The sequence below is a fragment of the Azospirillum sp. TSH20 genome (genome assembly GCF_003115935.1).
In the GTDB taxonomy this organism is placed as follows: Bacteria; Pseudomonadota; Alphaproteobacteria; order Azospirillales; family Azospirillaceae; genus Azospirillum.
In genome coordinates, this window is record NZ_LGQU01000083.1 from 16,078 (window position 1) to 41,745 (window position 25,668).

26 protein-coding genes and 1 pseudogene are annotated in these 25,668 nt (G+C 66.6%); 15 read left to right on the plus strand and 12 right to left on the minus strand.

Features of this window, described 5'->3' with window-relative positions; all coding sequences use genetic code 11:
- Positions 1–130 precede the first annotated feature (130 nt).
- Positions 131–886, minus strand: a complete 756-nt coding sequence (locus tag TSH20_RS22365) for a PhoH family protein (protein ID WP_109154068.1) — start codon at positions 884–886, stop codon at positions 131–133.
- Positions 887–1,651: 765 nt separating this feature from the next.
- Between TSH20_RS22365 and minC the strand changes: the two genes are divergently transcribed.
- The 8 genes and pseudogenes from minC (at position 1,652) to dgcA (ending at position 9,961) form a co-directional block, all read left to right on the plus strand.
- The gene (gene minC / locus TSH20_RS22370; protein WP_109156031.1) at positions 1,652–2,419 is read left to right on the plus strand and encodes a septum site-determining protein MinC; all 768 of its coding nucleotides are present in this window, start codon (positions 1,652–1,654) and stop codon (positions 2,417–2,419) included.
- 94 nt (positions 2,420–2,513) lie between these two features.
- The gene (minD, locus tag TSH20_RS22375; RefSeq protein WP_085088446.1) at positions 2,514–3,329 is read left to right on the plus strand and encodes a septum site-determining protein MinD; all 816 of its coding nucleotides are present in this window, start codon (positions 2,514–2,516) and stop codon (positions 3,327–3,329) included.
- Positions 3,326–3,574, plus strand: a pseudogene (gene minE / locus TSH20_RS22380) (cell division topological specificity factor MinE); the annotation flags it as partial. The gene minD and the pseudogene minE, both read left to right, overlap by 4 nt.
- Positions 3,575–3,953: 379 nt before the next feature.
- Entirely contained in the window at positions 3,954–5,339 is a 1,386-nt protein-coding gene (locus tag TSH20_RS22385) for a CRTAC1 family protein (protein ID WP_109156029.1), read from the plus strand.
- Positions 5,340–5,581: 242 nt separating this feature from the next.
- A complete protein-coding gene (locus tag TSH20_RS22390; RefSeq protein WP_109156028.1) occupies positions 5,582–6,106 on the plus strand; it encodes a PAS domain-containing protein in 525 nt (174 codons plus the stop codon).
- Positions 6,081–7,454 (plus strand): methyl-accepting chemotaxis protein, encoded by a 1,374-nt coding sequence (locus TSH20_RS36175; protein WP_282183582.1) that lies wholly within the window; start codon positions 6,081–6,083, stop codon positions 7,452–7,454. Before TSH20_RS22390 ends, TSH20_RS36175 begins: the two co-directional genes overlap by 26 nt.
- 391 nt (positions 7,455–7,845) lie before the next feature.
- Positions 7,846–8,892 carry a methyl-accepting chemotaxis protein gene (locus TSH20_RS22400; RefSeq protein WP_109156026.1) on the plus strand — a complete coding sequence of 349 codons (1,047 nt, stop codon included), beginning with the start codon at positions 7,846–7,848 and terminating at the stop codon, positions 8,890–8,892.
- Between the two features lie 76 nt (positions 8,893–8,968).
- Positions 8,969–9,961 (plus strand): N-acetyl-D-Glu racemase DgcA, encoded by a 993-nt coding sequence (gene dgcA / locus TSH20_RS22405; RefSeq protein ID WP_109156025.1) that lies wholly within the window; start codon positions 8,969–8,971, stop codon positions 9,959–9,961.
- A 159-nt stretch (positions 9,962–10,120) separates the two neighbouring features.
- Here dgcA and TSH20_RS22410 read toward each other — a convergent pair whose 3' ends face one another.
- Complete coding sequence (locus TSH20_RS22410) at positions 10,121–10,531, minus strand: 4a-hydroxytetrahydrobiopterin dehydratase (RefSeq protein WP_109156024.1); 411 nt, start codon at positions 10,529–10,531, stop codon at positions 10,121–10,123.
- A gap of 136 nt (positions 10,532–10,667) precedes the next feature.
- Here TSH20_RS22410 and TSH20_RS22415 point away from each other — a divergent pair, with 136 nt between their 5' ends.
- Entirely contained in the window at positions 10,668–11,273 is a 606-nt protein-coding gene (locus TSH20_RS22415) for a uracil-DNA glycosylase (RefSeq protein ID WP_109156023.1), read from the plus strand.
- Here the strand turns inward: TSH20_RS22415 and TSH20_RS22420 are convergent.
- A complete protein-coding gene (locus TSH20_RS22420; protein ID WP_109156022.1) occupies positions 11,263–11,922 on the minus strand; it encodes a methyltransferase in 660 nt (219 codons plus the stop codon). The genes TSH20_RS22415 and TSH20_RS22420 overlap by 11 nt on opposite strands.
- A gap of 241 nt (positions 11,923–12,163) precedes the next feature.
- Between TSH20_RS22420 and TSH20_RS22425 the strand changes: the two genes are divergently transcribed.
- Positions 12,164–12,910 carry a CHAP domain-containing protein gene (locus TSH20_RS22425; RefSeq protein WP_247874513.1) on the plus strand — a complete coding sequence of 249 codons (747 nt, stop codon included), beginning with the start codon at positions 12,164–12,166 and terminating at the stop codon, positions 12,908–12,910.
- A 167-nt stretch (positions 12,911–13,077) separates the two neighbouring features.
- Here TSH20_RS22425 and ubiA read toward each other — a convergent pair whose 3' ends face one another.
- A complete protein-coding gene (ubiA, locus tag TSH20_RS22430) occupies positions 13,078–14,025 on the minus strand; it encodes a 4-hydroxybenzoate octaprenyltransferase (RefSeq protein WP_109156020.1) in 948 nt (315 codons plus the stop codon).
- Between ubiA and TSH20_RS34715 the strand changes: the two genes are divergently transcribed.
- From TSH20_RS34715 to TSH20_RS22445, 4 genes are all read left to right on the plus strand, one after another.
- The gene (locus TSH20_RS34715) at positions 14,024–14,272 is read left to right on the plus strand and encodes a hypothetical protein (RefSeq protein WP_136705289.1); all 249 of its coding nucleotides are present in this window, start codon (positions 14,024–14,026) and stop codon (positions 14,270–14,272) included. The genes ubiA and TSH20_RS34715 overlap by 2 nt on opposite strands.
- A complete protein-coding gene (locus TSH20_RS22435; protein WP_247870947.1) occupies positions 14,269–14,652 on the plus strand; it encodes a response regulator in 384 nt (127 codons plus the stop codon). The genes TSH20_RS34715 and TSH20_RS22435 overlap by 4 nt, the downstream gene beginning before the upstream one ends.
- Before the next feature lie 94 nt (positions 14,653–14,746).
- Complete coding sequence (locus TSH20_RS22440) at positions 14,747–15,526, plus strand: 16S rRNA (uracil(1498)-N(3))-methyltransferase (protein ID WP_109156019.1); 780 nt, start codon at positions 14,747–14,749, stop codon at positions 15,524–15,526.
- A gap of 48 nt (positions 15,527–15,574) precedes the next feature.
- Complete coding sequence (locus tag TSH20_RS22445; RefSeq protein ID WP_109156018.1) at positions 15,575–16,939, plus strand: glutamate--cysteine ligase; 1,365 nt, start codon at positions 15,575–15,577, stop codon at positions 16,937–16,939.
- Between the two features lie 132 nt (positions 16,940–17,071).
- Here the strand turns inward: TSH20_RS22445 and fdxB are convergent, their stop codons facing one another.
- The 6 genes from fdxB to nifE are packed head-to-tail and all read right to left on the minus strand — an operon-like array spanning position 17,072 to position 21,331.
- The gene (gene fdxB / locus TSH20_RS22455) at positions 17,072–17,365 is read right to left on the minus strand and encodes a ferredoxin III, nif-specific (RefSeq protein WP_109050545.1); all 294 of its coding nucleotides are present in this window, start codon (positions 17,363–17,365) and stop codon (positions 17,072–17,074) included.
- A gap of 56 nt (positions 17,366–17,421) precedes the next feature.
- A complete protein-coding gene (locus TSH20_RS22460; RefSeq protein WP_109156017.1) occupies positions 17,422–17,622 on the minus strand; it encodes a CCE_0567 family metalloprotein in 201 nt (66 codons plus the stop codon).
- Positions 17,623–17,641: 19 nt separating this feature from the next.
- On the minus strand, positions 17,642–18,109 hold the full coding sequence (locus TSH20_RS22465) for a NifX-associated nitrogen fixation protein (RefSeq protein ID WP_109156016.1): 468 nt from the start codon (positions 18,107–18,109) through the stop codon (positions 17,642–17,644).
- A gap of 2 nt (positions 18,110–18,111) precedes the next feature.
- Complete coding sequence (gene nifX, locus TSH20_RS22470; protein WP_109156015.1) at positions 18,112–18,510, minus strand: nitrogen fixation protein NifX; 399 nt, start codon at positions 18,508–18,510, stop codon at positions 18,112–18,114.
- Between the two features lie 38 nt (positions 18,511–18,548).
- Positions 18,549–19,919 carry a nitrogenase iron-molybdenum cofactor biosynthesis protein NifN gene (nifN, locus tag TSH20_RS22475; RefSeq protein ID WP_109156014.1) on the minus strand — a complete coding sequence of 457 codons (1,371 nt, stop codon included), beginning with the start codon at positions 19,917–19,919 and terminating at the stop codon, positions 18,549–18,551.
- A 5-nt stretch (positions 19,920–19,924) separates the two neighbouring features.
- Positions 19,925–21,331 (minus strand): nitrogenase iron-molybdenum cofactor biosynthesis protein NifE, encoded by a 1,407-nt coding sequence (gene nifE / locus TSH20_RS22480; RefSeq protein ID WP_109156013.1) that lies wholly within the window; start codon positions 21,329–21,331, stop codon positions 19,925–19,927.
- Positions 21,332–21,568: 237 nt separating this feature from the next.
- Here nifE and TSH20_RS22485 point away from each other — a divergent pair, with 237 nt between their 5' ends.
- On the plus strand, positions 21,569–22,108 hold the full coding sequence (locus TSH20_RS22485) for a hypothetical protein (protein WP_109156012.1): 540 nt from the start codon (positions 21,569–21,571) through the stop codon (positions 22,106–22,108).
- Positions 22,109–22,138: 30 nt separating this feature from the next.
- Here TSH20_RS22485 and TSH20_RS22490 read toward each other — a convergent pair whose 3' ends face one another.
- Positions 22,139–23,629 carry a PAS domain-containing methyl-accepting chemotaxis protein gene (locus TSH20_RS22490; RefSeq protein WP_109156011.1) on the minus strand — a complete coding sequence of 497 codons (1,491 nt, stop codon included), beginning with the start codon at positions 23,627–23,629 and terminating at the stop codon, positions 22,139–22,141.
- Positions 23,630–24,090: 461 nt separating this feature from the next.
- Entirely contained in the window at positions 24,091–25,650 is a 1,560-nt protein-coding gene (gene nifK / locus TSH20_RS22495; protein WP_109156010.1) for a nitrogenase molybdenum-iron protein subunit beta, read from the minus strand.
- Between the last annotated feature and the right edge of the window lie 18 nt (positions 25,651–25,668).

Sequence of the window (25,668 nt, forward strand, 5' to 3'; positions counted from 1 at the left end):
CTTACGTTTCGTTCAACGGAATGTCATAATTGCAACCATAATGGAGTGTGCTGCGCGAAATCCGATCCGCGGAGGGGCGGGAGATGCCGAGGCCGCACCTCCCGCGCAACCGTGGGGCGATTCTGCGATGTCAGAGGACCGTCAGCATGCTGGCGACCAGCGGGTGGCGGACGATGTCCTTCTCCGTCAGGCGGGCGACGGCGATCCCCTCCACCGCCTCCAGCCGGCGGGCGATGTCGGCCAAGCCCGACAGGTTGTCCAGCAGGTCGGTCTGGTCGGGATCGCCGGTCAGCACCATGGTGGAATGCCAGCCCAGCCGGGTCAGCAGCATCTTGATCTGGGCATAGGTGCAGTTCTGCGCCTCGTCGATCACCACGAAGGCGTTGTTCAGGGTGCGGCCGCGCATGAAGCCGACCGGGGCGATCTCGATGGTGCCGTCGGCCATCATGGTGCGCAGCCGCTTGGATCCCAGCCGGTCGGTCAGCGCGTCGTAGAGCGGGCGCAGGAAGGGCGCCATCTTCTCATGCATGTCGCCGGGAAGGTAACCGATGCTCTCGCCCGCTTCGATGGCCGGGCGGGACAGGACGATGCGGTCGACGCTGCCCGATTCCAGCGCCTCCACCGCCGACGAGATGGCGATGTAGGTCTTGCCGGTGCCGGCCGGCCCAAGCGCCACCACCAGATTGTGAGTCTTGATGGCGTCCATCAGAAGCTTCTGGTTGGGGTTCTGCGGCTTCACCTTGCGGAGATAGCTCTGGTCCCGGCGATCCTCGCTCCCACCGAGCGGATCCCAGCCGAAAGCGGCGGGGGCGTTCATACCGGGGAAAAGCGGGTGGACGGTGGAGTCGCCCGCCGCGGCGATGCCTTTGCTCGAACGCTTGGCCATGTCGCATCTCCTCGAATGGTGGGGGTGGCGCCGGATTTGGGCACAAAAAAGCCTCCCGCAGGGGGGAGGCTCGATCGGTCGCATGGATGCGCGGTGATGAGTGCTTCGCCGGGCACTGCGGCCGGTTGCCGTGCCGGGTCCGGACATGCCGGTGCGGGCCGACGGGGGAGGTGCTCTATGGGCGAAACAAGGTGCAAGAGAACCTCGTCGTCGTTGAAAGCCACGCAACCTGACTGTACCGGTCATAACGCGCGGCGTCAGGCAAAATTGCGGCCGACGCAAAATATTCATACCAGATGTGGTGTGGGTGCCGCAGGAAAGCCGCCAGAGCGGGCTTGGTAACCCTTTCCGCCGAGCCGGACCGGCCGCGGGATAGCCTTCCGGCGGAGGCGGCCGAAAGGCTTTGCCGCTGTCGCGGGCTTTCATTACTATGGTCGGTCACGGGGGAAATCGAAAGTCATGTTGCAACCCTGGCCTGTCCACCGCGGTGGCGGGCTGCGATCTCAGGTCGCCGCATCCGGCGGTGGCCGGGGAGGGTTGGTGTTTGCCTGGCGTTCGCTTGAGGGCGGCAGGCGGCGGCGCGGCTTTCGATTGTCACCCCGGCGGACGGGGAAACTCTTGAATCCGACCGGTGTGGACGGCTAGAAGGCGCTGATTGGCTGGCTCGATGCCGGGGCTGCGCAACGGCAGTTCCGGGGCGGTTCCGGGCGCATGAGTGAACCGGAAGCACGGCACGGGGCGGCAGGAACGAACGGGAAGGCTACGGTGAGCAGCGCCAGTCAGGTCGCCGAACGGGATGCGCCGTTCCAGTTGCGGGGCAACTCCTTCACCATGATGGTGCTGAAGGTTTTCGCCCCGACATCGCCGGATTTCTTCACCCAGCTGAACGTCAAGGTGCGGCAGGCACCCAACTTCTTCCGCAACGCGCCGGTCGTGCTGGATTTCGACGACCTGCCGGAGAGCATCGTCTTCGATCTTGGCGCCTTCGTGGCCCAGGTGCAGGCGCTGCAACTGCTGCCAGTCGGCTTTCAGGGCGGGCCGCAGCCGGTGCGCGAGGCGGCGATGACGGTCGGGCTGACGCCGATGCCGTCGGGCCGCGCCGCCAAGCTGGAGGAGGTGGTGAAGGCCCCCGATCCGCGGCAGCAGGATCAGCAAACCCCGATTCCGGCGCCGCAGGTGCTGATCGAGGTCGTTCACCGCCCGACCGTGGTGGTGACCGAGCCGGTGCGCTCCGGCATGCGGGTCTATGCCGAGAAGACCGACCTGATCGTCATCAGCTCCGTCTCCCCCGGAGCGGAGCTGCTGGCCGACGGAAACATCCATGTCTACGGCGCGCTGCGCGGCCGGGCGCTGGCCGGCTTCTCCGGCGACAGCAACGCCCGCATCTTCTGCCACAGCCTGGAGGCGGAGGTGCTATCGGTCGCAGGCAATTATCGCGTCAGCGAAGACATCGGCAGTGACTTTTATAAGAAAGCCGTGCAGGTTTTCCTGCGCGACGGCGTCCTCAGCATGGACCTGCTGAAGACCGCCTGAGAGTTGAAGCGACGGAATCTTGTCCGAAGGCGGCAATCTTCGGACGGTGTTTGGTATCGGTGACGGCAACTTTGGGATTATGGGAGAGGCTCCGTTGAGCAAGATCATCGTCATGACCTCCGGCAAGGGCGGTGTCGGCAAGACGACCTCGTCCGCGGCCTTTGCGACCGGGCTGGCGCTTCGCGGCTTCAAGACGGTCGTCATCGATTTCGACGTTGGCCTGCGCAACCTTGACCTGGTGATGGGTTGCGAGCGCCGGGTGGTCTTCGACTTCATCAACGTCATCAATGGCGAAGCGAAGCTGAACCAGGCGCTGATCAAGGACAAGCGGATCGAGAACCTGTACATCCTCCCGACCTCGCAGACGCGCGACAAGGACGCGCTGACCCGCGAGGGGGTGGAGAAGGTGCTGAACGAGCTGTCGAAGGAATTCGACTACATCCTGTGCGACAGCCCGGCCGGTATCGAGCGTGGCGCCCTGATGTCGCTCTATTTCGCCGACCACGCGATCATCGTCACCAACCCGGAAGTCTCGTCGGTGCGCGACAGCGACCGCATCCTGGGCGTGCTGAACTCGCGGTCCCGCCGGGCGGAGCAGGGGCTGGAGCCGGTGACGCAGCAGCTGCTGCTGACCCGCTACGACCCGGAGCGCGTCGAGCGGGGCGAGATGCTGAAGGTCGACGACGTGCTGGAGATCCTGGCGATCCCGCTGCTCGGCGTCATTCCGGAAAGCCAGGCGGTGCTGCGCGCCTCCAACGTCGGCATGCCGGTGATCCTGGATGAGGTCTCCAACGCCGGACTGGCCTATTCGGACGCGGTCGGCCGCTTCCTGGGCGAGGACATCGAGCACCGCTTCGTCACCCCCCAGAAGAAGGGCCTGTTCAGCCGGCTCCTGCGGAGGAGCGCATGAGCATTTTCAACTTCTTCCGCGCGGCCCCGCGCGCGTCGGCCGTCCAGGCCAAGGAGCGTCTGCAGATCGTCATGGCGCACGAGCGCGCCGGACGCAGCGGGCCCGACTATCTGCCGATGCTCCAGCAGGAGCTGCTGGCGGTCATCGCCAAATACGTCAACATCGACGAGAACAAGGTCGAGGTGAAGCTCGACCGCGGCGGCGACTGCTCGACGCTGGAGGTCAACATCGAACTGCCGGCCCGCGAGCAGGCCAAGGCCGCCGCCGCGGCCAAGGCGGGTGAAAAGCCGGCCGGCAACGACGATGCGGCGGCCAAGCGTGCCACCGGCAATACCGGCGCGAAGAAGCGGCTCTGAACGACCCCGTCGTTCGACCATTCGAAATCCTTCTGGCGAAATCCCTCCGGCGTAACCGCGCCGGGGGGATTTTGCTTTCAGGGGAAACGGCCGCCCGGCCTGGATCCGGGCTGCGGCATCGGGCATAGGCCGTCCCTGATCCTCCGTCCGGGTTTACGGCCGGGCGGGGACGGGGTATCAACAGGGATACACCGCTCGAAAGCCCAATGGCTCCAAAGGCCTGTTGAGGGCGGCGAGGGTGGACCGACCACGGGACAAGAGGGTGCATATGTTCCTCGATTGCTCGTCGCTGCTCGCCGAGAACCCGCCGCGGCCGTCGAACGGGATTGCGGTCACGGACATCGACGGCGACGGCGCCTTCGAGCTGGTCGTGGCCGGCTACCGCACCGCCAACCTTGTCCTGAAATGGGTCGACGGACGTCTGGTCGATATCGCCACCCCGCTGATCGCCGATCCCTCCAGTCCCGCCATGGGGCTGGCTGCCGCCGACATCGACGGCGACGGGCGGGAGGAGCTTTACGTCGTCAATTGCGACCGGGTCACCGGTGCCAAGGACATGGCCGATCGGCTCTTCGCCTGTTTCGGCAAGCATTGGCTCGACCTGTTCGCGCAGGCGGAGAATGCCGGGGCGGCCAACCACACCGCCGCCGGCGCGGTGGCGGCGCTCGACCGCTGGGGCCATGGCCGCTACGGCTTTCTGGTGGCGACCGACGGCGGGCCGCTGCGCCTGTATGAGCTGACCCGGCGCGGCCGGCTGGAGGATGGGGCGGAGGAGGCCGGTTTGGACTCCATCGGGGCGGCGCGCGGCGTCGTCACCCTGCCGATCGTCTCCGACCATATGGATGTGGTGACGGTCAACGACGGCGGTCCCAACCAGCTGTTCCGCAACCTGGGCGACGGCAATTTCGAGGAGATCGCCGAGGAGCGCGGCATCGCCGATTCGCGCCCGTCCGGACGTGCGGTCGCGGCGCTGGATGTCGACGGCGACGGGCTGTTCGATCTGGTGGTCGGCACCTGGGACGGGGCGCAGCGCCTGTTCCACCAGCGCATGGGCGGCGCCTTCATCGAATCGGCCGACGCCGACCTGTCGATGCCCGGCCGCATCTTCACCGTCGTCGCCGCCGATTTCGACAATGACGGCTATGAGGAGCTGTTCTTCCACGCCCACGGCGAGCCCAACCGCCTGTTCGGCTGGCGCAACGACCAGTGGCAGGAGCTGGAGTTGGGCGACGCGGCGGAGCCGAAGGGGCTGGGCACCGGCGCGGTCGCGGCCGACATCGACGGCGACGGCCGGCTGGAGCTGGTGCTGGCGCATGGCACCGCCCATGACGGACCGGACGCCGTGGCGCAGCCGCTGTCCATCTACCGTCCGGCCGCCTCGCACAATGGCTGGCTGCGCGTGCAGCCGCTGACCCCCTACGGTGCGCCGGCGCGCGGCGCCGTCGTCAGCCTGACCGCGGGCGGGCGCCGGCAGCGCCGGATCGTCAATGCCGGGTCAGGCTATCTCTGCCAGGGCGAGCCGGTGGCGCATTTCGGGCTCGGCGCGCTGCATGAGGTGGAGCAGGTCGAGGTGCGCTGGCCCGACGGCACGGTGGTCACGGTGGACAACCCGCCGGCCGGCCGGCTGCTGACCATTCCCTATCCGCCGGAGTAGGCGGATTTCATCCGACTGGATGATGGATACCCAAATATTTCGGCACCGCAATGGGTAGGGTCTTTCCTGATAGCTTCCGTCACATTAAAGTGCTTTTCGTTACAGCTCCCGCGGTGCGGGGCATCGCGTGGCATGTCGATCCGGAAATAATCCGTTCCTGCCGCCCGATTCTCGCCGGGAAGTAGCGCAGGCAGGACCGCACGGGTCTGGGCAGGTCTGGGAAGCGGGAGACCGGAAGGCACATGGCACGACGCGACGTCCCCCTGACGGGGGTGGAACGCTTCTTCGACCCGGATGAAGTCATCGTTTCCAAGACCGATCTGAAGGGGCGGATCACCTACGCGAATCGGGTGTTCCAGCAGGTCGCCGGCTATGAGGAGGCCGACCTGATGGGCGCCCCCCATTCCATCGTCCGCCATCCCGACATGCCGCGCTGCGTCTTCAAGCTGCTGTGGGACACGCTGGCGGCGGGGAAGGAAATCTTCGCCTATGTGGTCAACCGTGCCCGCAACGGCGACCATTACTGGGTCTTCGCCCATGTCACGCCCAGCTTCGACGCCGAAGGGCGGGTGATCGGCTATCACTCCTCCCGCCGGGTGCCGGAACGGTCGGCGCTGGACAAGGTGATCCCGCTCTACCGCCAGCTTCTGGACATCGAGAACAGCCATGCCGACCGCAAGAAGGGGATGGAGGCGGGCTTCGCCGCCGTCCTCGCCCTGCTGGCGGAGAAGGGGATCGGGTATGACGAATTCGTCTTCTCCCTCTAAGTCGTCCTCTCCGAAGGCGTCCTCCCCGAAGGCGTCCTCCCCGAAGGCGTCCTCGCTGACGCGGGCCGGCGGCTTGGCGATGCTGGGCGGGGTGGCGCTGGCGGCGTTGCTGACGGTCGACCTGCTGGGGATCGGCGGCATCGCCCTGCGCGCCGGACTGGCCGTGGCCGGGTTGGCGGCGATCGGCGGGGCGGTGCTGTTCCTGCGCCGCGCCTGTGCGGTGGTGGACCAGCTGACCCGGGTGAACCGTGCGGTCTCCGCCGGCGATTTCGAGGCGCGGGTGATCGGCATCCGCGAGGGCGGGGCGCTGGGCGAGCTGATGCACGCCACCAACGACGCCATCGACCGCACCGACGCCTTCGTGCGCGAGGCGACAGCCTCCATGCATGCGGTGTCAGAGCACAAATATTTCCGCCGGATCGTTTTGCGCGGCATGCAGGGCGGCTTCCTGCACGCCAGCCGCACCATCAACGCGGCGACGGAAAGCATTTCGCAGAAGGTGGCGGGCTTCGCCGGCGTGACCCAGCGCTTCGAAGGCCAGATCCAGAGCGTGTGCAGCGAGGTGGCCGACACCGCCCACCAGCTGGAGGTCTCCGCCCGCACCATGGAGACGGACGCGACCCAGGCCACCGGCAAGGCGTCGTCGGTCGCGGCCTCCGCCGCCCAGACCGGCAGCAATGTCGGCAGCGTCGCCGCCGCGACGGAGGAACTGTCCGCCTCCATCGCCGAGATCGCGCGCCAGATCGGCGAGGTCGCCCAGGTCGCCGAAAACGCGGCGGGCGAAGCCGAGCGCTCCAACGCGCTGGTCGGCAACCTGTCCGGCGCGGCGCGGACGGTGGGCGACGTCATCACCCTCATCAACGACATCGCCAGCCAGACCAATCTTCTGGCGCTGAACGCCACCATCGAGGCGGCCCGCGCCGGCGAGGCGGGGAAGGGCTTCGCCGTCGTGGCGCAGGAGGTGAAGCGGCTGGCCGATCAGACCGCCAAGGCCACCGGCGACATCGCCGCCCAGATCGCCGGCATCCAGTCCTCGACCGAGGAGGCGGTGGGCGCCATCGTCGGCATCGGCCGCACCATCCAGTCGATCAACCAGATCGCTTCCGGCATCAGCGCCGGGATCGAGCAGCAGGGCTCCGCCGTGCGCGAGATCGTCGTCAACATGGAACAGGCCGCCGCCGGCACCCGCGCGGTGTCCGACGACATCCGCGAGGTCACCGACGCCGCCGGCCGCACCAGCGGCACCGCGCACGAGGTGTTCGCCGCGTCCGAACGCATGGCCGCCGAGGCCGACCGCCTGACCCGCGAGGTCCAGCGGTTCCTGGATGAAATGCACCGCGTGGCCTGACGGCTTTTCCGTGGTGCATTTTCCGTGGTGCAGTGACGCGCTCCGCATCAACTGCCCGGCGAATGTGCACAGCATGCGCATGGGATTTTGCAATGCGGAATTGATCTGGCGTGTTGCTTCTCAGATAGGAATTTTTATTGCGAATTTGCGGAGAATCCGTGTTACGTGTCCGCAACATGGAAGCCGCGCCCATGGCAAGTTCGCAACCTGTTGAGCAACCCGTCGCCAGCATGCCCGCTGTTTCAGCAGCTTAACCGTACAACTCCCCCGAAATGCCGGATGGCTCCCTGTCATCTGCGGCCAAGCGCCGCGGAAACCGGGAGGGCGGGCCGTTCACGGGGCGCCGGTGACCGTTGGCACGGCTTTTGATTTGGAGAATGCAGGGACGGTCATGACGGGGGACAAGACGATGAGCATGGCGGGCACCGATCTTTTCGAGCTGTCGCGGGGCGTGCTGGATGTTGCGTCGAAGAAGGTGTCCTTGATCGAGGACATCACCCGGCGCACCAAGATGCTGGCCATGAACGCCCTGATCGAAGCGGCGCGGGCCGGCGACGCCGGGCGCGGCTTCGCCGTCGTCGCCAACGAGGTGTCGGAGATCTCGACCCAGGTCAACAGCATCACCAAGGAGCTGCGGTCGGAGATCGTCGCCCGCGTCGACCATCTGACCACCACCGGCAGCGCCATGGTGCAGGAGATGCACGGCAAGCGGCTGGCCGACCTGTCGCTCAACATGATCGAGATCATCGACCGCAACCTGTATGAGCGGTCCTGCGACGTGCGCTGGTGGGCGACCGACAGCGCGGTGGTCGATTGCGCCGCCGACCCGACGGAGGAGGCGCGCCGCCATGCCTCGCGCCGGCTGGGCGTGATCCTGGAATCCTACACCGTCTATCTCGACCTGTGGATCGCCGACCGCAACGGCACCGTGATCGCCAATGGCCGGCCGGACCGCTATCCCGGCGCGCGCGGCGCCAACGTGTCGGACGAGCCGTGGTTCCGGCAGGCGCTGGCCACCCGCAACGGCGGCGAGTTCACCGTCGGCGACGTCGCCCGCAACCGCAGCCTGGACGACCGCGTCGTCGCCACATATGCCACCGCGATCCGCCGCGACGGCGAGGCGGACGGCGACGCCATCGGCGTGCTCGGCATCTTCTTCGACTGGGAGCCCCAGGCCGCCGCGGTGGTCGAGGGCGTGCGGCTGGAAGCCGGGGAACGGGAAAAGTCGCGCTGCCTGCTGCTCGACGCCCGCCACCGGGTGATCGCCTCGTCCGACGGCCGCGGCCTTCTGACCGAGACGGTGCCGCTGCGCCGCAGTGCCACCACCATGGGCCATTACATCGACGACAAGAACCGGCTGGTCGGCTACGCCCTGACCCCCGGCTACGAGACCTACAAGGGGCTCGGTTGGTACGGAGTCATCATTCAGGACCGGTGATCCCGCCGACTTGACTGTCGCCTTCGGGAACGGGGCCGGGATACACTCCCGGCCCTGTTCCATTTCGGGGTTCGCAATGTCTGCCCAGCAGCTGACCGTCCGTCGGGAGACCTTTCCCATCCGCGGCGCCTTCCGCATCTCGCGCGGGGCCAAGACCGAAGCCGCGGTTGTGGTGGCGGAGGTGACCGACGGTCCCCACCGCGGCCGTGGCGAATGCGTGCCTTATGCCCGCTATGGCGAGAGCGTCGACGGGGTCGTCGCCGCGCTGGAGGCGATGGCCGACGCGGTGGCCGGCGGGCTCGACCGCGACTCGCTGGCCCGGCAGATGTCGCCGGGCGCCGCCCGCAATGCGCTGGACTGCGCCCTATGGGACCTGGAGGCCAAGCGCAGCGGCGTGCCGGCCTGGAAGCTTGCCGGGCTGGCCGAGCCGCCGGGGCCGCTGGTCACCTGCTACACGCTGAGCGTCGACGAACCCGACGCGATGGCCGCCGCCGCCCGCGACCGGGCGCCGCGCCATCCACTGCTGAAGATGAAGCTGACAGGGGAGGGCGACCTCGACCGCGTGCGCGCCGTCCGCGCCGCCGCGCCGTCCGCCCGGCTGGTGGTCGATGCCAACGAGGGCTGGACGCTGGACCAGCTCCACCAGTTCGCCCCGGTTCTCGCCGGGCTGGGCGTGGAGATGATCGAACAGCCGCTGCCCGCCGGCCAGGACGAGGCGTTGCGCGGAGTCGACTGTCCGGTGCCGCTCGGCGCCGACGAATCCTGCCATGGGCTGGAGTCGCTCGACCGTCTGCGCGGGCTCTATCGGGTGGTGAACGTCAAGCTCGACAAGACCGGCGGGCTGACCGAGGCGCTGGTGATGACCCGCGCCGCCCACGCCATGGGCTTCGAGGTGATGGTCGGCTGCATGGTGGCGACCTCGCTCGCCATGGCGCCGGCGATGCTGGTGGGGCAGGGCGCGCGCTACGTCGATCTGGACGGCCCGCTGCTGCTGGCCCGCGACCGCGAACCGGGGCTGGTCTATGACGGCGCGGTGGTCCAGCCACCGGTCGCGGAACTGTGGGGGTAGGGCGCGGGGAGGTGTCGGCTGACGATGCCCCCACCCTGACCCTCCCCCGCTGGGCGGGGGAGGGGATTGGACCTTTGTCGGCGTTCAGCGGCAGTCCCTCCCCCGCCCAGCGGGGGAGGATAGGTGGGGGTCTAACTTCACCAATCCAGAAACATTCCCTCACGCCCCCTGCACATAAGGCGGCGGCGGAGTCCCCACCGATGCCGGCACATAGGGCGCATCGGCCAGCCCATTGACCTTCGCCGCCATCACGAAGTCGTTCTCGTGCAGCCCCCTGATCTTGTGGGTCCAGAAGGCGACCGAGCAGTGGCCCCAGCCGTAGCGGATCTCCGCGTGATGGCCTTCCGCTTCGCAGAGGTTGCCGACCTGAACGGCGAAGGCCTGGGCTTGGGCGAAGTCGGGGAACTTGAAATCGCGTTCGATGCGGTCCGGGTTCTCCTTCAGGTCCCATCCCGGCACCTGCACCAGATAGGAGGCGGCCATCGCCCGGTCCATCGGCGGTATTCCGCCGCGGCAGGGCTCGCAGGTCTTGCCCGCCAGTTCCTGCGTCGTCGGTGCTTGCGGTGTCATCCCGATCTCTCCCTTGTTGGTAGGCTGGACGGTCTGGGCTAGAACCTCACCGCCTACAAGCTTGGGGTCGGGCCGATGCTTCGGCAAGCCCGGTTCCTCGACTGCACCCATTGCCGGGAATTTGGGAAGCGATCCGATGACAGAGCTGCGCACCGACATGCCCTTCGCCGACTACCAGTACCCGACCAAGCCGGTGGACGGGCCGCGGCTCGCCATCGTCGGCGAGGCGCCGGGGGCTGAGGAGGCGCGGCAGGGCACCCCCTTCGTCGGCCGCAGCGGCAAGCTGCTGGACGAATCGCTGGCCGCCGTCGGCATCGAGCGGGCGGAATGCCTCGTCGCCAACGTCTTCCGTTACCAGCCGCCCGGCAACAAGGTCGGGCATTTCTTCTCCTCGCGCGCCCGCGCCCGCAAGGAGGGGCGGGAGATCGACGAGAGCTGGGGCGCCTTCGGCACGTCGGACCGGCTGCTGGCCGAATTCGCCGGCGAGATCGAGCATCTGCGCGCCACCCTGGCCGACTACCGCCCGTCGGTGATCGTCGCGCTGGGCCGCACCCCGACCTGGGCGCTGACCGGGGAGAACGGCATCCTGCAGCTGCGCGGCAAGGTGCTGCCCTGCCGCCTGCTGGACGGGGTGGAGGTGGTGCCGACCTTCCACCCCAGCTACCTGCTGCGCGGCCAGCTGGTGGAGCAGCCGACCTTCCTGGCCGACCTGCGGCTGGCCGTCTCCCGACTCAGCCGTTAGGAAGCAGCCGCCAGATCGTCGTTTCCCGCGCCTCGCGGTCTTCCAACTCCAGCGAGGTCGGGACGGTGTAGGTCGCTACCTTCTCGATGCCGCCGTCGGGGGCATAGGCGCGGCCGGGGTCGCCCAGCAGCACCAGCGTGCCGGTGGCGGCGACCTCGCGCAGCCATGCCGTCACCCGCTCCGCCATCGGCCGCTCGTAGCAGACGTCGCCGGCCAGAACCACGTCGATGCCCGGCAGGGGGCGGCCGACCAGGTCGGCGCTGACCGGCTTGACCTCCACCCCGTTGGCCTCGGCGTTCAGCGCGATGGCGGCGAGCGAGAAGCGGTCGATGTCGCAGGACTGCACCCGCGCCGCCCCGGCCTTCATCGCGGCGATGCCGACCAGCCCGGTGCCTGCGGCAAAATCGAGCACGGACTTGCCGGCCACCAGCTCCGGCCGGTCAAGCAACAGCCGCGCCACAGCTTGTCCGCCCGGCCAAGCGAAAGCCCAGTATGGCGGTGGCAAATTCGTGGCGGCCAAGGTCTCCTCGGTCGCCTGCCAGAGTGGCGTGACCTCGGTGGCAAGATGAAGCTGGATTTCCGGCAACAGCGGGGTGGTCGTCAGCGCCGTGTTGTCGCGGACGAAATCTGGCGGGGATGCATTGTTCATACGAGGATTCCCAAGGGACTCCGCTGTTGGGGGGAGGGCGGTCGATGGCTTTTGAATGTTACATAATTCAAACGGTGTAGACACAGCTGCGAACCCGTGTTACCCGTTCTGCCAAGGGGAAAACAGAGGGATTGGGGGAGTCATGCGGCAGAGGGGAACCGCCATCGGCCTTTCGTTTGCGGCTTTGATCGCGCTCAGCCCCCTTACCGTGTCGACGGCTGCCGCACAAGACGGCGATTGCGTGCGCACGGTCCGCTCCATCTCCGATTTCACCATTCGCGGCGACGCCTGGACCTGGTGGGACCATGCCGCCGGCCAGTATGACCGCGAACACCGCCCCGCCGTCGGCTCCGTCCTCGTCTTCAAGCGCACCGGCCACATGCGCCGAGGCCACGTCTCGCTGGTCAGCGCGGTGATCGACCGCCGCACCATCGAGGTCGACCACAGCTGGCTGGATGGCGATGGGCTTCGCCGCGGCATGCGGGTGGTCGATGTGTCCCGCAACAACGACTGGTCCTCCGTCCGCGTCTGGCACGAGCCGACCGACCAGCTCGGCCTGCGCGTCTATGCCGCCTACGGCTTCATCATGCCGGAAGGCGAAGAGGCGCCGCGTAGCGGCCGGATGCTGGATGCCGGCGACCGCGGCATGGACCAGGGCTTCGCCAGCAGCCCGCGCGGCCGCAGCAAGGCCACCGGCCCGCGCATGCTGGAAGCGTCGCTGCACCCGCAGAAGGGGCTCAGCGTCTCGGTTCCCGGCCGCAAGCCGCAGAGCCTGCCGACCACCGCCGTCGCCTCGCACGCTCCGCAGAAGCCGCAGCGCATGGATGTCGCCGTGCTGCCGTCGCGCAAGCCGGCGGGTGCGGTGCATGCCGCGCCGGTGACGGTCGCCGAGGTCTCCTCGCCCGGCAGCCGCCGCACCGTCGCTCCCGGCCGCAAGCCCGGTTCCGGCAACTCCGTCGCCCAGCTGGCCGAGACCAGCGGGCGCTGATCGGAACGGATTTCAGGTTTTCAGGAAGGGCGGGGCTTTGCTCCGCCCTTTTTGTTTGTGCGGGAGCTGGGCAGGGGAGGGGACAAGTGCTTGTTCAAGAGAGCGGCGGCAGTCCCTCCCCCGCCCAGCGGGGGAGGTTAGGTGGGGGCAATCACACAGGAACCGCCCTAAATCTTCCCCGCCAGGATCGCCGCCAGCACCAGCCAGCCGAACCAGCGGTTTGACTTGAACTTGTCCAGGCAGTCGCCCTGGTCATCCGGCCGCCATGTCGCGACCTGCCAGGCCAGTTGCAGGGCGGCCAGCGACAGCACCGGCAGGAACAGTCCGCCCAGCCCGGCCAGACGGCCGGCGATGCCGATGCCGACATATGTCAGAGTGTAGAAGCCGTAGATCCAGATCTTGCTCTGGTCGCCCAGGCGCAGCGCGGTGGACTTCACGCCGATGCGGGCGTCGTCCTCCTTGTCCTGATGGGCGTAGATGGTGTCATAGCCCAGCGTCCAGGCGATGCCCGTCACATAGAGCGCCACCGCCGGCCAGCCGACATCGTTCTGCACCGCCGCCCAGCCCATCAGGACGCCCCAGTTGAAGGTCAGCCCGAGAAAGGCCTGCGGCCACCATGTGATCCGCTTCATCAGCGGATAGGTGAAGACCAGCAGCAGCGACAGCACGCCCAGACCGATGGCGGTCGTTCCCAACTGCACCAGAATCAGCAGCGACACCAGAAGCTGGGCCACCAGGAAGGCCAGCGCCTGACGCACCGACACCTGCCCCGACGGGATCGGGCGGGAGCGGGTGCGCTCCACCATCGCGTCGAACTTGCGGTCCAGGATGTCGTTGACGGTGCAGCCGGCGCCGCGCATCAGCACCGCGCCGATCCCGAACAGCGCCATCAGCCAGAGCAGCGACGGCCAGTCCCGGAAGGGCTGCGGCATGGCCAGCGCCACGCTCCACCAGCAAGGGAACAGCAGCAGCCATGTCCCGATCGGGCGGTCGAGACGCGCCAGCGTGACATAAGGGCGCAGCCGGGCGGGAATCCGGCGGGTGACCCAGCCGTCCCTGCGGATGTCGGTGAAACCGGAGTCGGGAAGAGTTGGGCCGGTGGAAGCAGTGGGCATGACGGCGGTGTTTCCGCTGTGCTATGGAGATGTCGGAACAGCAATCATGGCGAAGGTATCGGGCTGCCGTCCGTGCGGCAAGTGCGGCGCACCGCTTGCGACCGGACTGAAGTCCGGAAAGGATGCGGCGAAACAGCCGGGTTCAAGCTATGAAAAATTGCAGTTCCAGGACTTGCGCGCGCCAAAATCGTGCCAATACTGTTTCTTTATCAGAACCTCAGCGGCTTGCAATCTGAAATGGACATGAGCACGAAACCGGACCGTTTCGCCGTCGTCATCGATGACGAGTCGATCATCTTGGCCGGGATGGAGATCATGCTGGACACCTGGGGCTATCAGGTGCTTGCCGCGGAGGATGTCGAAACCGTCCTGGCGAAGCTGCCCGGCTGTCCGGCGCCGGACGTGATCCTGTCCGATTACCGGCTGCGCGACGGCTGGTCCGGCATCACCGCCGTGCGGGCGGTGCGCGAGGCCTGCGGCGCCACCGTGCCCGCCATCATCCTGACCGGCGACACCGGGGCCGAACTGATGGCTGCGGCCAAGGCGGATCAGATCCGCATCCTGCACAAGCCTGTCCAGCCCAACGACCTGCGCCGCCAGATCGACGCCCTGATAGCCGCAGCCTGAGCGGCCTCGCGTACCCGCATGTCTGGCTTCTGACCTGCTGACTTGCACGCCCGCGGCCGGCTATAGTCGGCGCCGCCCCGCGGAGACGAAAACCATGGCCGACCCGATCAAGACCCGCCTGTTTGTCGACAGCCCGCTGGCCGAAGGCCAGTCGGTCGGGCTGGACCATGAGCGCGCCCATTTTCTGCGCCATGTCCTGCGGCTGGACCGCGGCGACTCCGTCGCGGTGTTCAACGGCCGCGACGGCGAATGGCGGGCGGTGATCGACGGCTTCGGCAAGGGCTGGTGCTCGCTGACCGTGGCGGAGCAGCGGCGGCAGCAGGATACGACCCCTGACCTCTGGCTTCTCTTCGCCCCGCTGAAGAAGGGCCGCATCGATTTCGTCGCCGAGAAGGCGACCGAGATGGGAGTTTCCCGGCTTTGGCCGGTCTTCACCCGCCGCACCGATCCCAACCGCGTCAACAGCGACCGGCTGCGCGCCAACGCGGTCGAGGCGGCCGAACAGTGCGAGCGCCTGAGCGTGCCGGAGATGGGGGAGGCTCTGCCGCTGGACCGCGCGCTGGCCGGCTGGCCGGCGGACCGCCGGCTTTACCTGTGTGCCGAGGCCGGTTCCGCCCGCCCCATCGCCGAGGTTCTGCGCGACGCCCCTGCGGGACCTGCAGCCCTGCTGATCGGGCCGGAGGGCGGTTTCGACCAGTCGGAACTTGACGAACTCGTCAAACTTCCCTTTGTTGTACCGGTGGGATTGGGTCCGCGCATCCTGCGGGCCGACACGGCGGTGGTGGCGGCGCTGGCTTGCTGGCAGTCCTTGGCCGGGGACTGGACTGCCGGGGGAAGCGACCGGCGTCCGCCTTTCCGCGCGCCGATCCCGTAACCGGCCGTCACCCGGCCGATCCTCCGTCCACTTCCCGCGAGAGACTTCATGTCCGCACCCCCGACCACGCGCGGCGAACCCATCACCGACCGCCGCCAGCTTGCGGCCTATCTCGAATCCGGCTGCAAGCCGGCGCCCGACTGGCGCATCGGAACCGAGCACGAGAAATTCGCCTACCGCACCTCCGACCTGCGGCCGCTGCCCTATGACGGGCCGGACGGCATCCGCGAGCTGCTGACCCGCATGACCCGCTTCGGCTGGCAGCCGGTGGAGGAGAAGGGCAACATCATCGCGTTGGTCCAGGACATGGCCAACATCACGCTGGAGCCCGGCGGGCAGGTCGAGCTGTCCGGCGCCCCGCTGGAGACCCTGCACCAGACCTGTGCCGAGGTGCACCGCCACCTGCGCCAGGTGAAGGAGGTCGGGGCCGAACTGGGCATCGCCATGATGGGGCTGGGCTTCCAGCCGAAATGGACGCGCGACGACATCCCCTGGATGCCCAAGGGCCGTTATAAGATCATGCGCGACTACATGCCGAAGGTCGGCTCGCTCGGCCTCGACATGATGACGCGGACCTGTACCGTGCAGGTCAATCTGGACTTCGCGTCCGAAGCCGACATGGTGAAGAAGTTCCGCGTGTCGCTGGCCTTGCAGCCGATCGCGACCGCGCTGTTCGCCATGTCTCCCTTCACGGAAGGCAAGCCGAACGGCTTCCAGAGCTTCCGCAGCCACATCTGGACCGACACCGATCCGGACCGCACCGGCGACATCCCCTTCGTGTTCGAGGACGGCTTCGGCTTCGAACGCTATGTCGACTATCTGCTCGACACGCCGATGTACTTCGTCTACCGCGACGGCACCTACATCGACGCGGCCGGCCAGTCCTTCCGCGATTTCCTCGATGGCAAGCTGCCGGCGCTGCCGGGTGAACTGCCGCTGATCACCGACTGGGCCGACCACACCACCACCGCCTTCCCGGAAGCGCGTCTGAAGAAGTATCTGGAGATGCGCGGCGCCGATGGCGGCCCGTGGCGCAGCCTGTGCGCCTTGCCGGCCCTGTGGGTCGGGCTGCTCTACGATCAGGTGGCGCTGGATGCGGCGTGGGATCTGGTGAAGGACTGGACGACCGCCGAACGCGCGCACCTGCGGGCTGAAGTGCCACGCTCGGGCCTGCGCACGACGTTCCGCAGTGGGACGGTGCGCGACGTGGCGCTGGAGATGCTGGCGATCGCCCGCGACGGTCTGGCCCGCCGCGCCCGCAACGACAATTGGGGCGATGACGAGACCCACTTCCTCGACACGCTGCAGGTCATCGCCGAGACCGGCCGCAGCCCGGCCGACGAACTTCTGGAGAAGTTCAACGGCCCCTGGGGCGGCAGCGTCGATCCGGTGTTCAAGGAGTACGCGTATTGAGGGGGTAGGTTAGACCCCCACCCCAACCCTCCCCCGCTGGGCGGGGGAGGGGGCAAGTGCTTATGCGGGAGAGTGGCGGCAGTCCCTCCCCCGCCCAGCGGGGGAGGTTAGGTGGGGGTCTAACTTTCCCGCTTAAGCCGCCACCGGCGCATGGGTGATGCAGCTCTTGGAACACACCTTGGAGCAGCTTTCGCAGCCGATGCAGTTGGCTGCTTCCTTGACCGTCATAATCTTCTTCTCGGCCTCGTCGTCGAAGGCGTCGACGATGTCGCCGTCCTCGGTCAGGCCGATCATGTCGAGCACGCCGCGCCCGCACACCTTGAAGCAGCGGCCACAGCCGATGCACTGCTTCCGGTCGATGGATTGGACGAATTTCGGGGTCCAGCTCTGACCACCGCGGGTGGTGCCGGTCAGGAATTCAGCCATGGGAATGCTCCTCTCGGGAAAGGGTGCGCCTAAGCTCTTCTTGAAAAAGGGAGGGGTTATGCCGTCTCCAGTGCCTTCAGCGCCGCCCGCTTCTCCGTCAGGGTCTTGAAGACGTCATAGGTTTCCTGCGCCACCGACAGGATGCTCTGCCAGTTCTGCGGAAGCTCTTCCGACAGATCGTGCAAATCCATCTTCTTCTGGGTGGCACGGGCGTTCAGCTTCTTGATCTCGTCCTTCAGCGCGTCGATGTCGCTCATGGTCATGCTCCCGGCAGGGTCAGAGGTTCGCGACCTCGGGGTACTCCCGGATCAGCGCCACGGCGTTCTCGACCAGCTTGGCGCCGTCGGCGGCCAGCTTCTCCAGGCTGGGGAAGCCGAAGCGATGGACGTCGCGCAGAGTCTTCGACACCACCACCAGCCGGCCGGTGATCAGGATCATGCGGCCGAAGCCCTCGTGGCTCATCTTCATCATCGGCGAGGCCATCATGCCGGTCTGCTTTTCGACCGTGACGCCGACCGCCTTGTAGAACAGCTCCAGCCGCCACAGCGTGTCCGGGTCGGGATCGCCGATGATCGGGATGGCGGCGCGGGCCTCCTTGTCCAGAATGAAGGGGGCGAGCAGGGCCTCGTCCGGCTTGCCTTCCCAGGCGCCATAGCTGTCCTCGGCACGGAACAGCAGGACCAGCGTCTTTACGAACTGGTCGGCGACGGACACTTCAGCCATATCGGCGCTCTCTGCAGCCATACTCAGACCTCCTCCTCGTCGAAATGGAATTGCGGCGTCTCGCCCATCGCCTTGCGCAGCCAGGGCGGCGGATTGCCGTTCAGCGTCTGGACCAGCTTGTCGAGCAGGGCCGGGATGGTCTCGGTTGCCTCGACCTTCACCGGATGGATCTTCTTCGCCACCACGCGGGCGGCGGCCGAGGCGCCGATGGCCGACAGGTAGAGGATGGCGACATCGGCCAGCGCCTCCAGCTTGGGCACCAGCTTGTCCTCGTTGCCGTCCTCGAACATCGAACCGCCGAACTGGAAGGTCTCCAGAAAGGCATGGCCCTGACGGTCGACCTGATAGACGGCGATGTTCTTGGCCCAGCCGAAATGCGCATCGACGTGCTGCATGTCCTGGGTGCAGAAAGCGACCTTCATTGATCCTCCTTTGGTCGGGCGGGGGTCCTGCACCACGCTCAGACGGCGTTGCATCCGCATGATCCGCCTCCGCAGCCGTGGGATTCGTCGGCTTCGTGAGTCGCGTGGTCCATCTCGCGGGCGAGGAACAGGTTGCCGATATCGCACAGCAGCTCCCGCGTGCCGCGGTAGCCGACCTGGACGCGCAAGCCGGCCCCGAGCCGGTCGAACATCGGCAGGCCCATGCGGTGCAGCGGCACGCCGATCCTCGCCGCACCCTGCCGCCCGTGCGAGTTCGAGACGATCAGGTCGGCGTCGCGGGCCAGCGTCTCGACGTCGGAATGGTCGCCAACCATGATGGTGGCGGCCTTCAGCCGCTCCAGCACCGGGCTTTGCGTCGGCGACACCGCGGCGACGACCTCCGCCCCCATGTCGGCCAGGAAGCCGGTGACGGCGTAGAGCAGGTCGGGCTCCAGCGCGACGGCGATGCGCTTGCGGCTGTAGAAGAAATGCCCGTCCAGCATGGCGTCGACCAGGGCTTCACGCTGGCGCCGCAGCCGGGCCGGCGCCGGCTTGCCCGACAGCTCCATCAGCAGCCGGACCAGCTTGTCCGTCGCCTCCAGGCCGGTCAGGCGGCTGAAGAAGTGGCTCGGCACGTCGGTCTTCAGCTCCAGCGCGTTGCCGGCCACCCGCATATGCTCGCCGACCACGATGGTGGCGGCCGAGGCGCCCATGGCACGGATCTGCTCCACCGTCACGCCGCCCAGCGAGGTGGCGGTGAAGTCGGTGGGCTGGCGGCCGGACATCGACAGCGACAGGTCGGGCAGGAAGATCGGCGACAGGCCGAAGCCCTCGATGATGTCGCGCAGCTCCTCGACATCGCCGGGCGACAGGTGGCTGCCGGCCAGCACATTGACCTGGGTCGGGATGCGCACCGGCGAGGGTTCGACCAGCCGCTCCACGACGGCGGTGACGGCGGCGGCGAAGCCGTCCTCGAAGCCGCCGGCGAAGTCGGGGGTGTTGGCGAAGACCAGGGCGGTGTCGGCCATGTCGGGGTTGCGCTGGCGGAACAGCGTGTACTGTCCGCCCATATCCTCGCCCTTGGTCTCGGTGACGCCGGTGGTGGCGACGCCGATCATGGCGGGCTTGTTGCGCTCGACGATGGTGCGGATCGCCTGTTCCAGATTCTCGTAACCGCCGAGGATGGTGGAGACCTGATCCATCGCCGTGGTCTGCAGCGGGATCGCCTCGCGGAAGTGGCGGACCAGCAGGACCAGCCCGAAGGCGGTGCAGCCCTGCGATCCGTGGAACAGCGGCAGGCAGCGGTCGACCCCGAGATATGCCAGCGCCGCGCCCAGCGGCTGGCTCATCTTCAGCGGGTTGGTCGAGGCGGCCTTGGCGGCGGAGGGGAAGCGCTGGATGTGCGACATCGGCCTCACTCCGCAGCCAGGAGCGTGGAGGACGGGCCGGATTCCCACGGCGCCGGCTGGCGGACCTGACGCCAGATCGGATTCGACAGCGTCTTGTCGATCTCCTCGCAGAGATTGACGATGCCGTCATAGCCGGCATAGGCGTGGTGGCGCTCCTGGTTGATGTCGAGCCAGGGTACCTTGGCCTTCAGCGAGATGAACTGCGACCGGCCGCCGGACATCATGATGTCGGCTTGGTTGTCGGCCAGCATCCTGTAGATGTCGCGCGGCTTCAGGTCGTCCCACTGGTGGAACTCCTCGCCCTTCATCTTTTTGATGCGCTCCTTGTCCTCCTTGGTCGATTTCTTGGTGGAGGTGCCGAGGATGGTCAGCCCGGCGCCTTCCAGCGCGCTGACCATCGACCAGCTCTTGACCCCGCCGGTGAACAGCAGGACCCGCCTGCCCTCGAACCGCGGCTTGTAGGGTTCCAGCCGGCGCCAGACCCGGCTTTCCTCCCGCGCGATCACGCCCTCCGCCCGGTCGATCAGCCCCTTGTTGGCGCCGCGCTCCACCAGCATGCGGGCCATGGTGCGCAGGGTGTCCGACATGTCGGAAACGCCGTAGAAGGAGCCCTCGAAATAGGGGATGCCGTAGCGCTCCTGCATCTTGCGGCCGACATTCACCAGCGCCTGGCTGCACACCATCATGGTGACGCGGGCGCGGTGGGCCTGGGCGACCTCGTGGTAGCGGCCGTCACCGGAGATGCAGGACAGCAGGCGGATGCCGATCTCGTCCAGCAACGGCTTGACCAGCCACAGTTCGCCGGCGAGGTTGTATTCGCCGATGATGCAGACGTCGGTCGGGGTGGTGTGCTCGGGTTCGACCGTGCCGATGACATGCTCCAGCAGGGCTTCGCCGGCCAGCTTGTTGCCGAGATTCTTCGACCCGACAAAGCCCGGCGCCTCCACCGGGATCACCGGCTTGCCCAGCTTCTGCGTCGCGAATTTGCAGACGGCGGCGATGTCGTCGCCGGTCATGGCGGGCACGCAGGTCTGATAGACGAAGACGGCCGGCGGGTCGTATTGCTGAACGATCTCCTTGATGGCGCGGTAGAGCTTTTTCTCGCCGCCGCCGATGACGTCCAGCTCCGACAGGTCGGTGGTGAAGCCGGTGCGGTAGAGCTGCGGGCCGGAGGATTGCGAGCCGCGATTGTCCCAGCTGTTGCCCAGGCAGGCGATGGGGCCATGGACCAGATGGGCGGCGTCGGTGATCGGCTGCAGCACGATCATCGCCCCGTCATAGGCGCAGCCGCCGGCTGCGGCCCCCGGCTTCAGCGACTTGGTGCAGCCCTTCTTCTTCTCCTTGGCCGACTTGGCCTGGTTGGCCGCGCAGCCCGGTTCGTTGAAGACGTCCTGGATCTTGTCCTGGAGCATGCCCGCTCTCCCATCCTGGCGCCGGAAATGGCTCTGCGTCCGGCTGATGCAGGGGGCGTGCCAGCGGGTAAGCTACTGATAAAGAAGGATTGTCATCTTTCCTGTCGCTGTCCGATAGCTGACAATCTCCCCTGGCCGACCGCGGCTTGTCGGGTGTCGCACAGCACTGGGCGGGAGGCACGCGCAGGGAAGGGGTGGGGACTGCCGTATCAGGACGGTTCGCGGGAATGGAAGGTCATGATGGTATGGTTCGGGCGGCGCGGCGGCCGTGAGGTAATGAGCGGACTGCTGCTGGCGCTGGCGGCAATGCCGACCATGGCCGCGCAGAATGACGCGATGATTCGGTTGGCGACGGAGCCGGGTCATGAGATCGGCATCGCCTGCCGTTTCCTTGACCCCGACCAGCGCCCCGTTCCACCGGAGGCCGAGACACTGTGTGCAGCCGCCGCCGATCTCGTCGCGGGCAAGACCGCCGGTCATGGCAAGGCGGTGGTGCGTCTCGGCCTGCGTGCCGTGCCGGCTGACGACGGGGAGCCGGAGGAGAAGCCGCCGGCGGTCGACGGCCCGATCCTGTTGCTGGTCCTGGAAGGTCGTCAGGATTGGAGCGGCACGGCCCATCCCCGCCTGCTTCTGCGGGCCCGTCCGGTCCGTGACGGCATGGCCGCTCCGTCGGTCGGCCTGCCGCCGGTCTCGGTCGAACTGGGTGGAGAGAACTGGCGGGCGGCTGCCGACCTTGCGCTGGAGCGTGTGGTCAGCTTTGCCATTCGGGGCAGTTGAGGCGGGTTGGCCGAAGTCCGCCGGACCCGGTCAGCGGGCGAGCACCTGTGCCGCTTCCTTGGTCGAGGCGATGGCGGTTCCGATCTGCGCGAAGGCGGTGGAGATCGCGGTGATGTTCCGGTCCACCACCGCCACCGAGGTCGATGCTCCCTGCATGTTGGCGGAGATGCTGGCGGTGACGGTGGTCTGTTCCTCGACCGCGCCGGCGGACATGACGACGAATTCGCGCAGATTGGTCATCGCCGTGCGAATTGCCGACAGGGAAGACACGACATCGCCGGAAACGGACCGCATTCCCTCGATTTCGCGGGAAATCTGGGCGGTCGCGTTGGCCGACTGGTTGGCCAGGTTCTTGACCTCGTTGGCAACCACGGCGAAGCCCCTGCCGGCCTCACCCGCGCGCGCCGCCTCGATGGTCGCGTTCAGGGCCAGCATGTTGATCTGTCCGGCGATGGAGCGGATCAGTTCGACGATGCCACCCATCGCCTTCGCCACTTCCGTCAAGCGGGTCGCAGCGCGGTCGGCGTTGTCGGCCTCGCTCACGGCGGCATCCGCAGCCTGCTGCGACCGCGACATGCTGTCGGCGATCTCACGGGCGGCGGCGGCCAGTTCCTCCGCCCCGGCCGCAATGGTCTGCACCGTCCCTCGCGTCTCCGACGATGCGGCCGCGGCGGTGTCGGCCTGTTGGTGGGCGACGCTCATCGCCTGTTCGATCTCGGTGAAATTGGTGTCGATCAGGGATTTCAGGCGCTCCAGCAAACTGATCTGGTCGGTGATGTCGGTCGCGAACTTCACGACCTTGCACAGGCGGCCGGCACCGTCGAAAACCGGGTTGTAGGATGCCTGGATCCAGACGACGCGACCGCCCTTGCCGATGCGCCGGTATTGGGCGGCTTCGAACTGCCCCTTGTTCAGCCTGGACCAGAAATCGCGATAGGCGGAACTCTCGCGCTCCTGCGCATCGACGAACATGCTGTGATGGCGTCCGCGAATCTCGTCCAGACTGTAGCCGAGCACCTTGAGAAAATTCTCGTTGGCGGTGATGACGGTGCCGTCGGGATTGAATTCGATCACGGCCTGCGAGCGCGAAATCGCATCGATCTTGCCGCGCATGTCGGCGTTGATGGCCTGTCTTTCCGTGACGTCGGTGGCGACCTTGACGATTTTGCAAGGACGGCTGGACCCATCGAGTACCGGATTGTAGGTCGCCTCGATCCAGACCTCCCGACCGTTTTTGCCAATGCGCCGGTACAAAGCCCGCTGGAACTCGCCGCGCTTCAGCCGATCCCAGAACTCCCGATAGGCCGGACTGCCATGTTCGGCCGGATCGATGAACATCCGGTGATGCTGTCCGACGATCTCCGGCAAGGAATAGCCCATCACTGCAAGGAAATTGGCGTTGGCGGTCAGGATCGTTCCGTCCAGCGAGAATTCGATCACCGCCTGCGAACGGTCCAGGGCGGACAGAATCGCTTGGCTGTCGGATGCCTTTCCATTCATCGGCCGAATAAAGCCAAACATCTCTGCCTTCCCCTTCCTGTGCCTGCGCATTTGTTCCGCATGCATCATGAAAGCCCGAGTGAGGCGATCGGTCAATAAGTGTTGGCACTAAAGTCCCATGAATTTCTTGGATAAATTATAAACATAAGAGCGAACTAATGATAGAAATCGTTGATTTTTCTTTCTGTGTTTAAGAAGTGCGTGAATGTTGTCGTTTTCGGTTTCTCGCGAGTAAATTTGCGACGTCAAAGTAAGCAACAAAATGTATGTTTGGGAGAAACGAAATGTCGAATTTTGCCCGGCATTTTGGTTTCCCGCCAACTCCGGCCGTTGGCCTGCCTTCAATGCAAAGAAACCCGGAGGGCGCCATCGCCGACGCTCTCCGGGCTGGGGAGGTTGCCGCCGGGCCGGGGGGATGGAGGCCCCGGCGCGACGGTTGGGCTGAACTGATGCTTATGAAGTGAAGCCTGGGTTGCCGCCGATCAGCGGATCAGGTCGAACGAGTAGTCGGTCTGGCCGACGATGTTGGTGTTGGCGTCGATGTCCTCGAAGATCCGGTCCAGGATCCGCACCAGCACGTTCAGCGCGCCCTGGTAGCCCCAGGTCGGGTAGCGGTGGTGGTGGTGGCGGTCGAAGATCGGGTAGGTCAGGCGGATCAGCGGAACCTTGGTGTCGCGCTCCAGATACTTGCCGTAGCTGTTGCCGATGATGTAGTCGACCTTGTCGGTGAAGATCAGCGAGCGCAGGTGCCACAGATCCTTGCCGCCATAGGCCGTACCCGACTTGCCGAAGGGCGAGCCGTCCAGCACCTTCTGGACCTGCTTCTCCCACTTCTTGGAGCCGGAGGTCGACAGGATGTGCACCGGCTCCGCACCCAGCTCCAGCAGGAACTTGGTCATGCCCAGGCAGAAGTCCGGGTCGCCGTAGACGGCGAAGCGCTTGCCGTGCAGGTGGGTGTGGCTGTCGGCGATGGCGTCGACCAGACGGCCGCGCTCCAGCTTCAGGCTGGCCGGCACCGGCTTGCCCGACAGTTCCGCCAGCTTCAGAAGCAGTTCGTCGGTGGCGGTGACGCCCATCGGGTAGTTGAACTTGGCGACCTCCTGGCCCTTCTCCTTGCAGAGCTGCAGGGTCTGGGTCGTGTTGTACTCCTGCATGGAGATGGTGGCCTTGGCGTGCAGGGCCTCCTTGGTCTCCTCGATGGTGGTGCCGCCGTCATACATGCGGTACTCGCCATCCATCGGCGTGTCGAAATTGTCGGACACGTCGGACAGGATCTGCAGCTTCAGGCCGAACTCGCCGGCGATGCGCTTCAGTTCGCGGTTGTTGCCGACGGCGAAGCCGTCGAAGCCCGGGATCAGGTTGATCTGCTCGGTCTTGGGCGTGTCGAAATTCTCCGACGTGCCCCAGAAGTTGGACAGGATCCCCTTGATCATGTTGTCGTAGCCGACGATGTGGCTGCCGACGAAGGCCGGGGTGTGGGCGAACGGCACCGGGAAGTCCGCCGGGACGCTTTCCTTGTTCTTCGCGTTGGCGATGAAGCCCTGAAGGTCGTCGCCGATGACCTCGGCCATGCAGGTGGTCATCACCGCGATCATCTTCGGCTTGTAGAGCGCGTAGGCGTTCGCAAGGCCGTCGATCATGTTGTTCAGCCCGCCGAACACCGCCGCGTCCTCCGTCATCGATGAGGAGACCGCGCTGTTCGGCTCCTTGAAGTGGCGGGTCAGGTGGGTACGGTAATAGGCGACGCAGCCCTGGGAGCCATGGACGAAGGGCAGGGTGCCTTCGAAGCCCTGGGCGGCGAACATCGCGCCGATCGGCTGGCAGGCCTTGGTCGGGTTGATGACGACTGCTTCACGGGCGAAGTTCTTCGCCTTGTATTCCTCGGACTTGGTCCATTCGGACACGCGGGCGACTTCCTCGTCCGAATGGCCGTACTCGAACTCGGTCTTCTTCTTCTCGAACATCGCCGCATATTCGGGCTGCCGGAAGAGGGTGTAGTGGTCGAGGACCTTGTCGGCGCTCTGCGAAAGCTTGTCGGTCATTCTCAAATTCTCCTGTTC

Excerpts from the sequence above, each read along its gene's own strand:
- TSH20_RS34715 (WP_136705289.1), top strand. The coding sequence starts at position 14,024 with ATGACGGCGGTGTTTCCGCTGTGCTATGGAGATGTCGGAACAGCAATC.
- TSH20_RS22385 (WP_109156029.1), top strand. The coding sequence starts at position 3,954 with ATGTTCCTCGATTGCTCGTCGCTGCTCGCCGAGAACCCGCCGCGGCCG.
- dgcA (WP_109156025.1), top strand. The coding sequence starts at position 8,969 with ATGTCTGCCCAGCAGCTGACCGTCCGTCGGGAGACCTTTCCCATCCGC.
- nifN (WP_109156014.1), bottom strand. The coding sequence starts at position 19,919 with ATGTCGCACATCCAGCGCTTCCCCTCCGCCGCCAAGGCCGCCTCGACC.
- TSH20_RS22465 (WP_109156016.1), bottom strand. The coding sequence starts at position 18,109 with ATGGCTGCAGAGAGCGCCGATATGGCTGAAGTGTCCGTCGCCGACCAG.
- TSH20_RS22390 (WP_109156028.1), top strand. The coding sequence starts at position 5,582 with ATGGCACGACGCGACGTCCCCCTGACGGGGGTGGAACGCTTCTTCGAC.
- TSH20_RS22400 (WP_109156026.1), top strand. The coding sequence starts at position 7,846 with ATGACGGGGGACAAGACGATGAGCATGGCGGGCACCGATCTTTTCGAG.
- fdxB (WP_109050545.1), bottom strand. The coding sequence starts at position 17,365 with ATGGCTGAATTCCTGACCGGCACCACCCGCGGTGGTCAGAGCTGGACC.
- TSH20_RS22420 (WP_109156022.1), bottom strand. The coding sequence starts at position 11,922 with ATGAACAATGCATCCCCGCCAGATTTCGTCCGCGACAACACGGCGCTG.
- TSH20_RS22415 (WP_109156023.1), top strand. The coding sequence starts at position 10,668 with ATGACAGAGCTGCGCACCGACATGCCCTTCGCCGACTACCAGTACCCG.
- TSH20_RS36175 (WP_282183582.1), top strand. The coding sequence starts at position 6,081 with ATGACGAATTCGTCTTCTCCCTCTAAGTCGTCCTCTCCGAAGGCGTCC.
- TSH20_RS22460 (WP_109156017.1), bottom strand. The coding sequence starts at position 17,622 with ATGAGCGACATCGACGCGCTGAAGGACGAGATCAAGAAGCTGAACGCC.
- TSH20_RS22485 (WP_109156012.1), top strand. The coding sequence starts at position 21,569 with ATGATGGTATGGTTCGGGCGGCGCGGCGGCCGTGAGGTAATGAGCGGA.
- TSH20_RS22490 (WP_109156011.1), bottom strand. The coding sequence starts at position 23,629 with ATGTTTGGCTTTATTCGGCCGATGAATGGAAAGGCATCCGACAGCCAA.
- TSH20_RS22435 (WP_247870947.1), top strand. The coding sequence starts at position 14,269 with ATGAGCACGAAACCGGACCGTTTCGCCGTCGTCATCGATGACGAGTCG.
- nifX (WP_109156015.1), bottom strand. The coding sequence starts at position 18,510 with ATGAAGGTCGCTTTCTGCACCCAGGACATGCAGCACGTCGATGCGCAT.
- nifE (WP_109156013.1), bottom strand. The coding sequence starts at position 21,331 with ATGCTCCAGGACAAGATCCAGGACGTCTTCAACGAACCGGGCTGCGCG.
- TSH20_RS22440 (WP_109156019.1), top strand. The coding sequence starts at position 14,747 with ATGGCCGACCCGATCAAGACCCGCCTGTTTGTCGACAGCCCGCTGGCC.
- nifK (WP_109156010.1), bottom strand. The coding sequence starts at position 25,650 with ATGACCGACAAGCTTTCGCAGAGCGCCGACAAGGTCCTCGACCACTAC.
- TSH20_RS22365 (WP_109154068.1), bottom strand. The coding sequence starts at position 886 with ATGGCCAAGCGTTCGAGCAAAGGCATCGCCGCGGCGGGCGACTCCACC.
- TSH20_RS22410 (WP_109156024.1), bottom strand. The coding sequence starts at position 10,531 with ATGACACCGCAAGCACCGACGACGCAGGAACTGGCGGGCAAGACCTGC.
- ubiA (WP_109156020.1), bottom strand. The coding sequence starts at position 14,025 with ATGCCCACTGCTTCCACCGGCCCAACTCTTCCCGACTCCGGTTTCACC.
- TSH20_RS22445 (WP_109156018.1), top strand. The coding sequence starts at position 15,575 with ATGTCCGCACCCCCGACCACGCGCGGCGAACCCATCACCGACCGCCGC.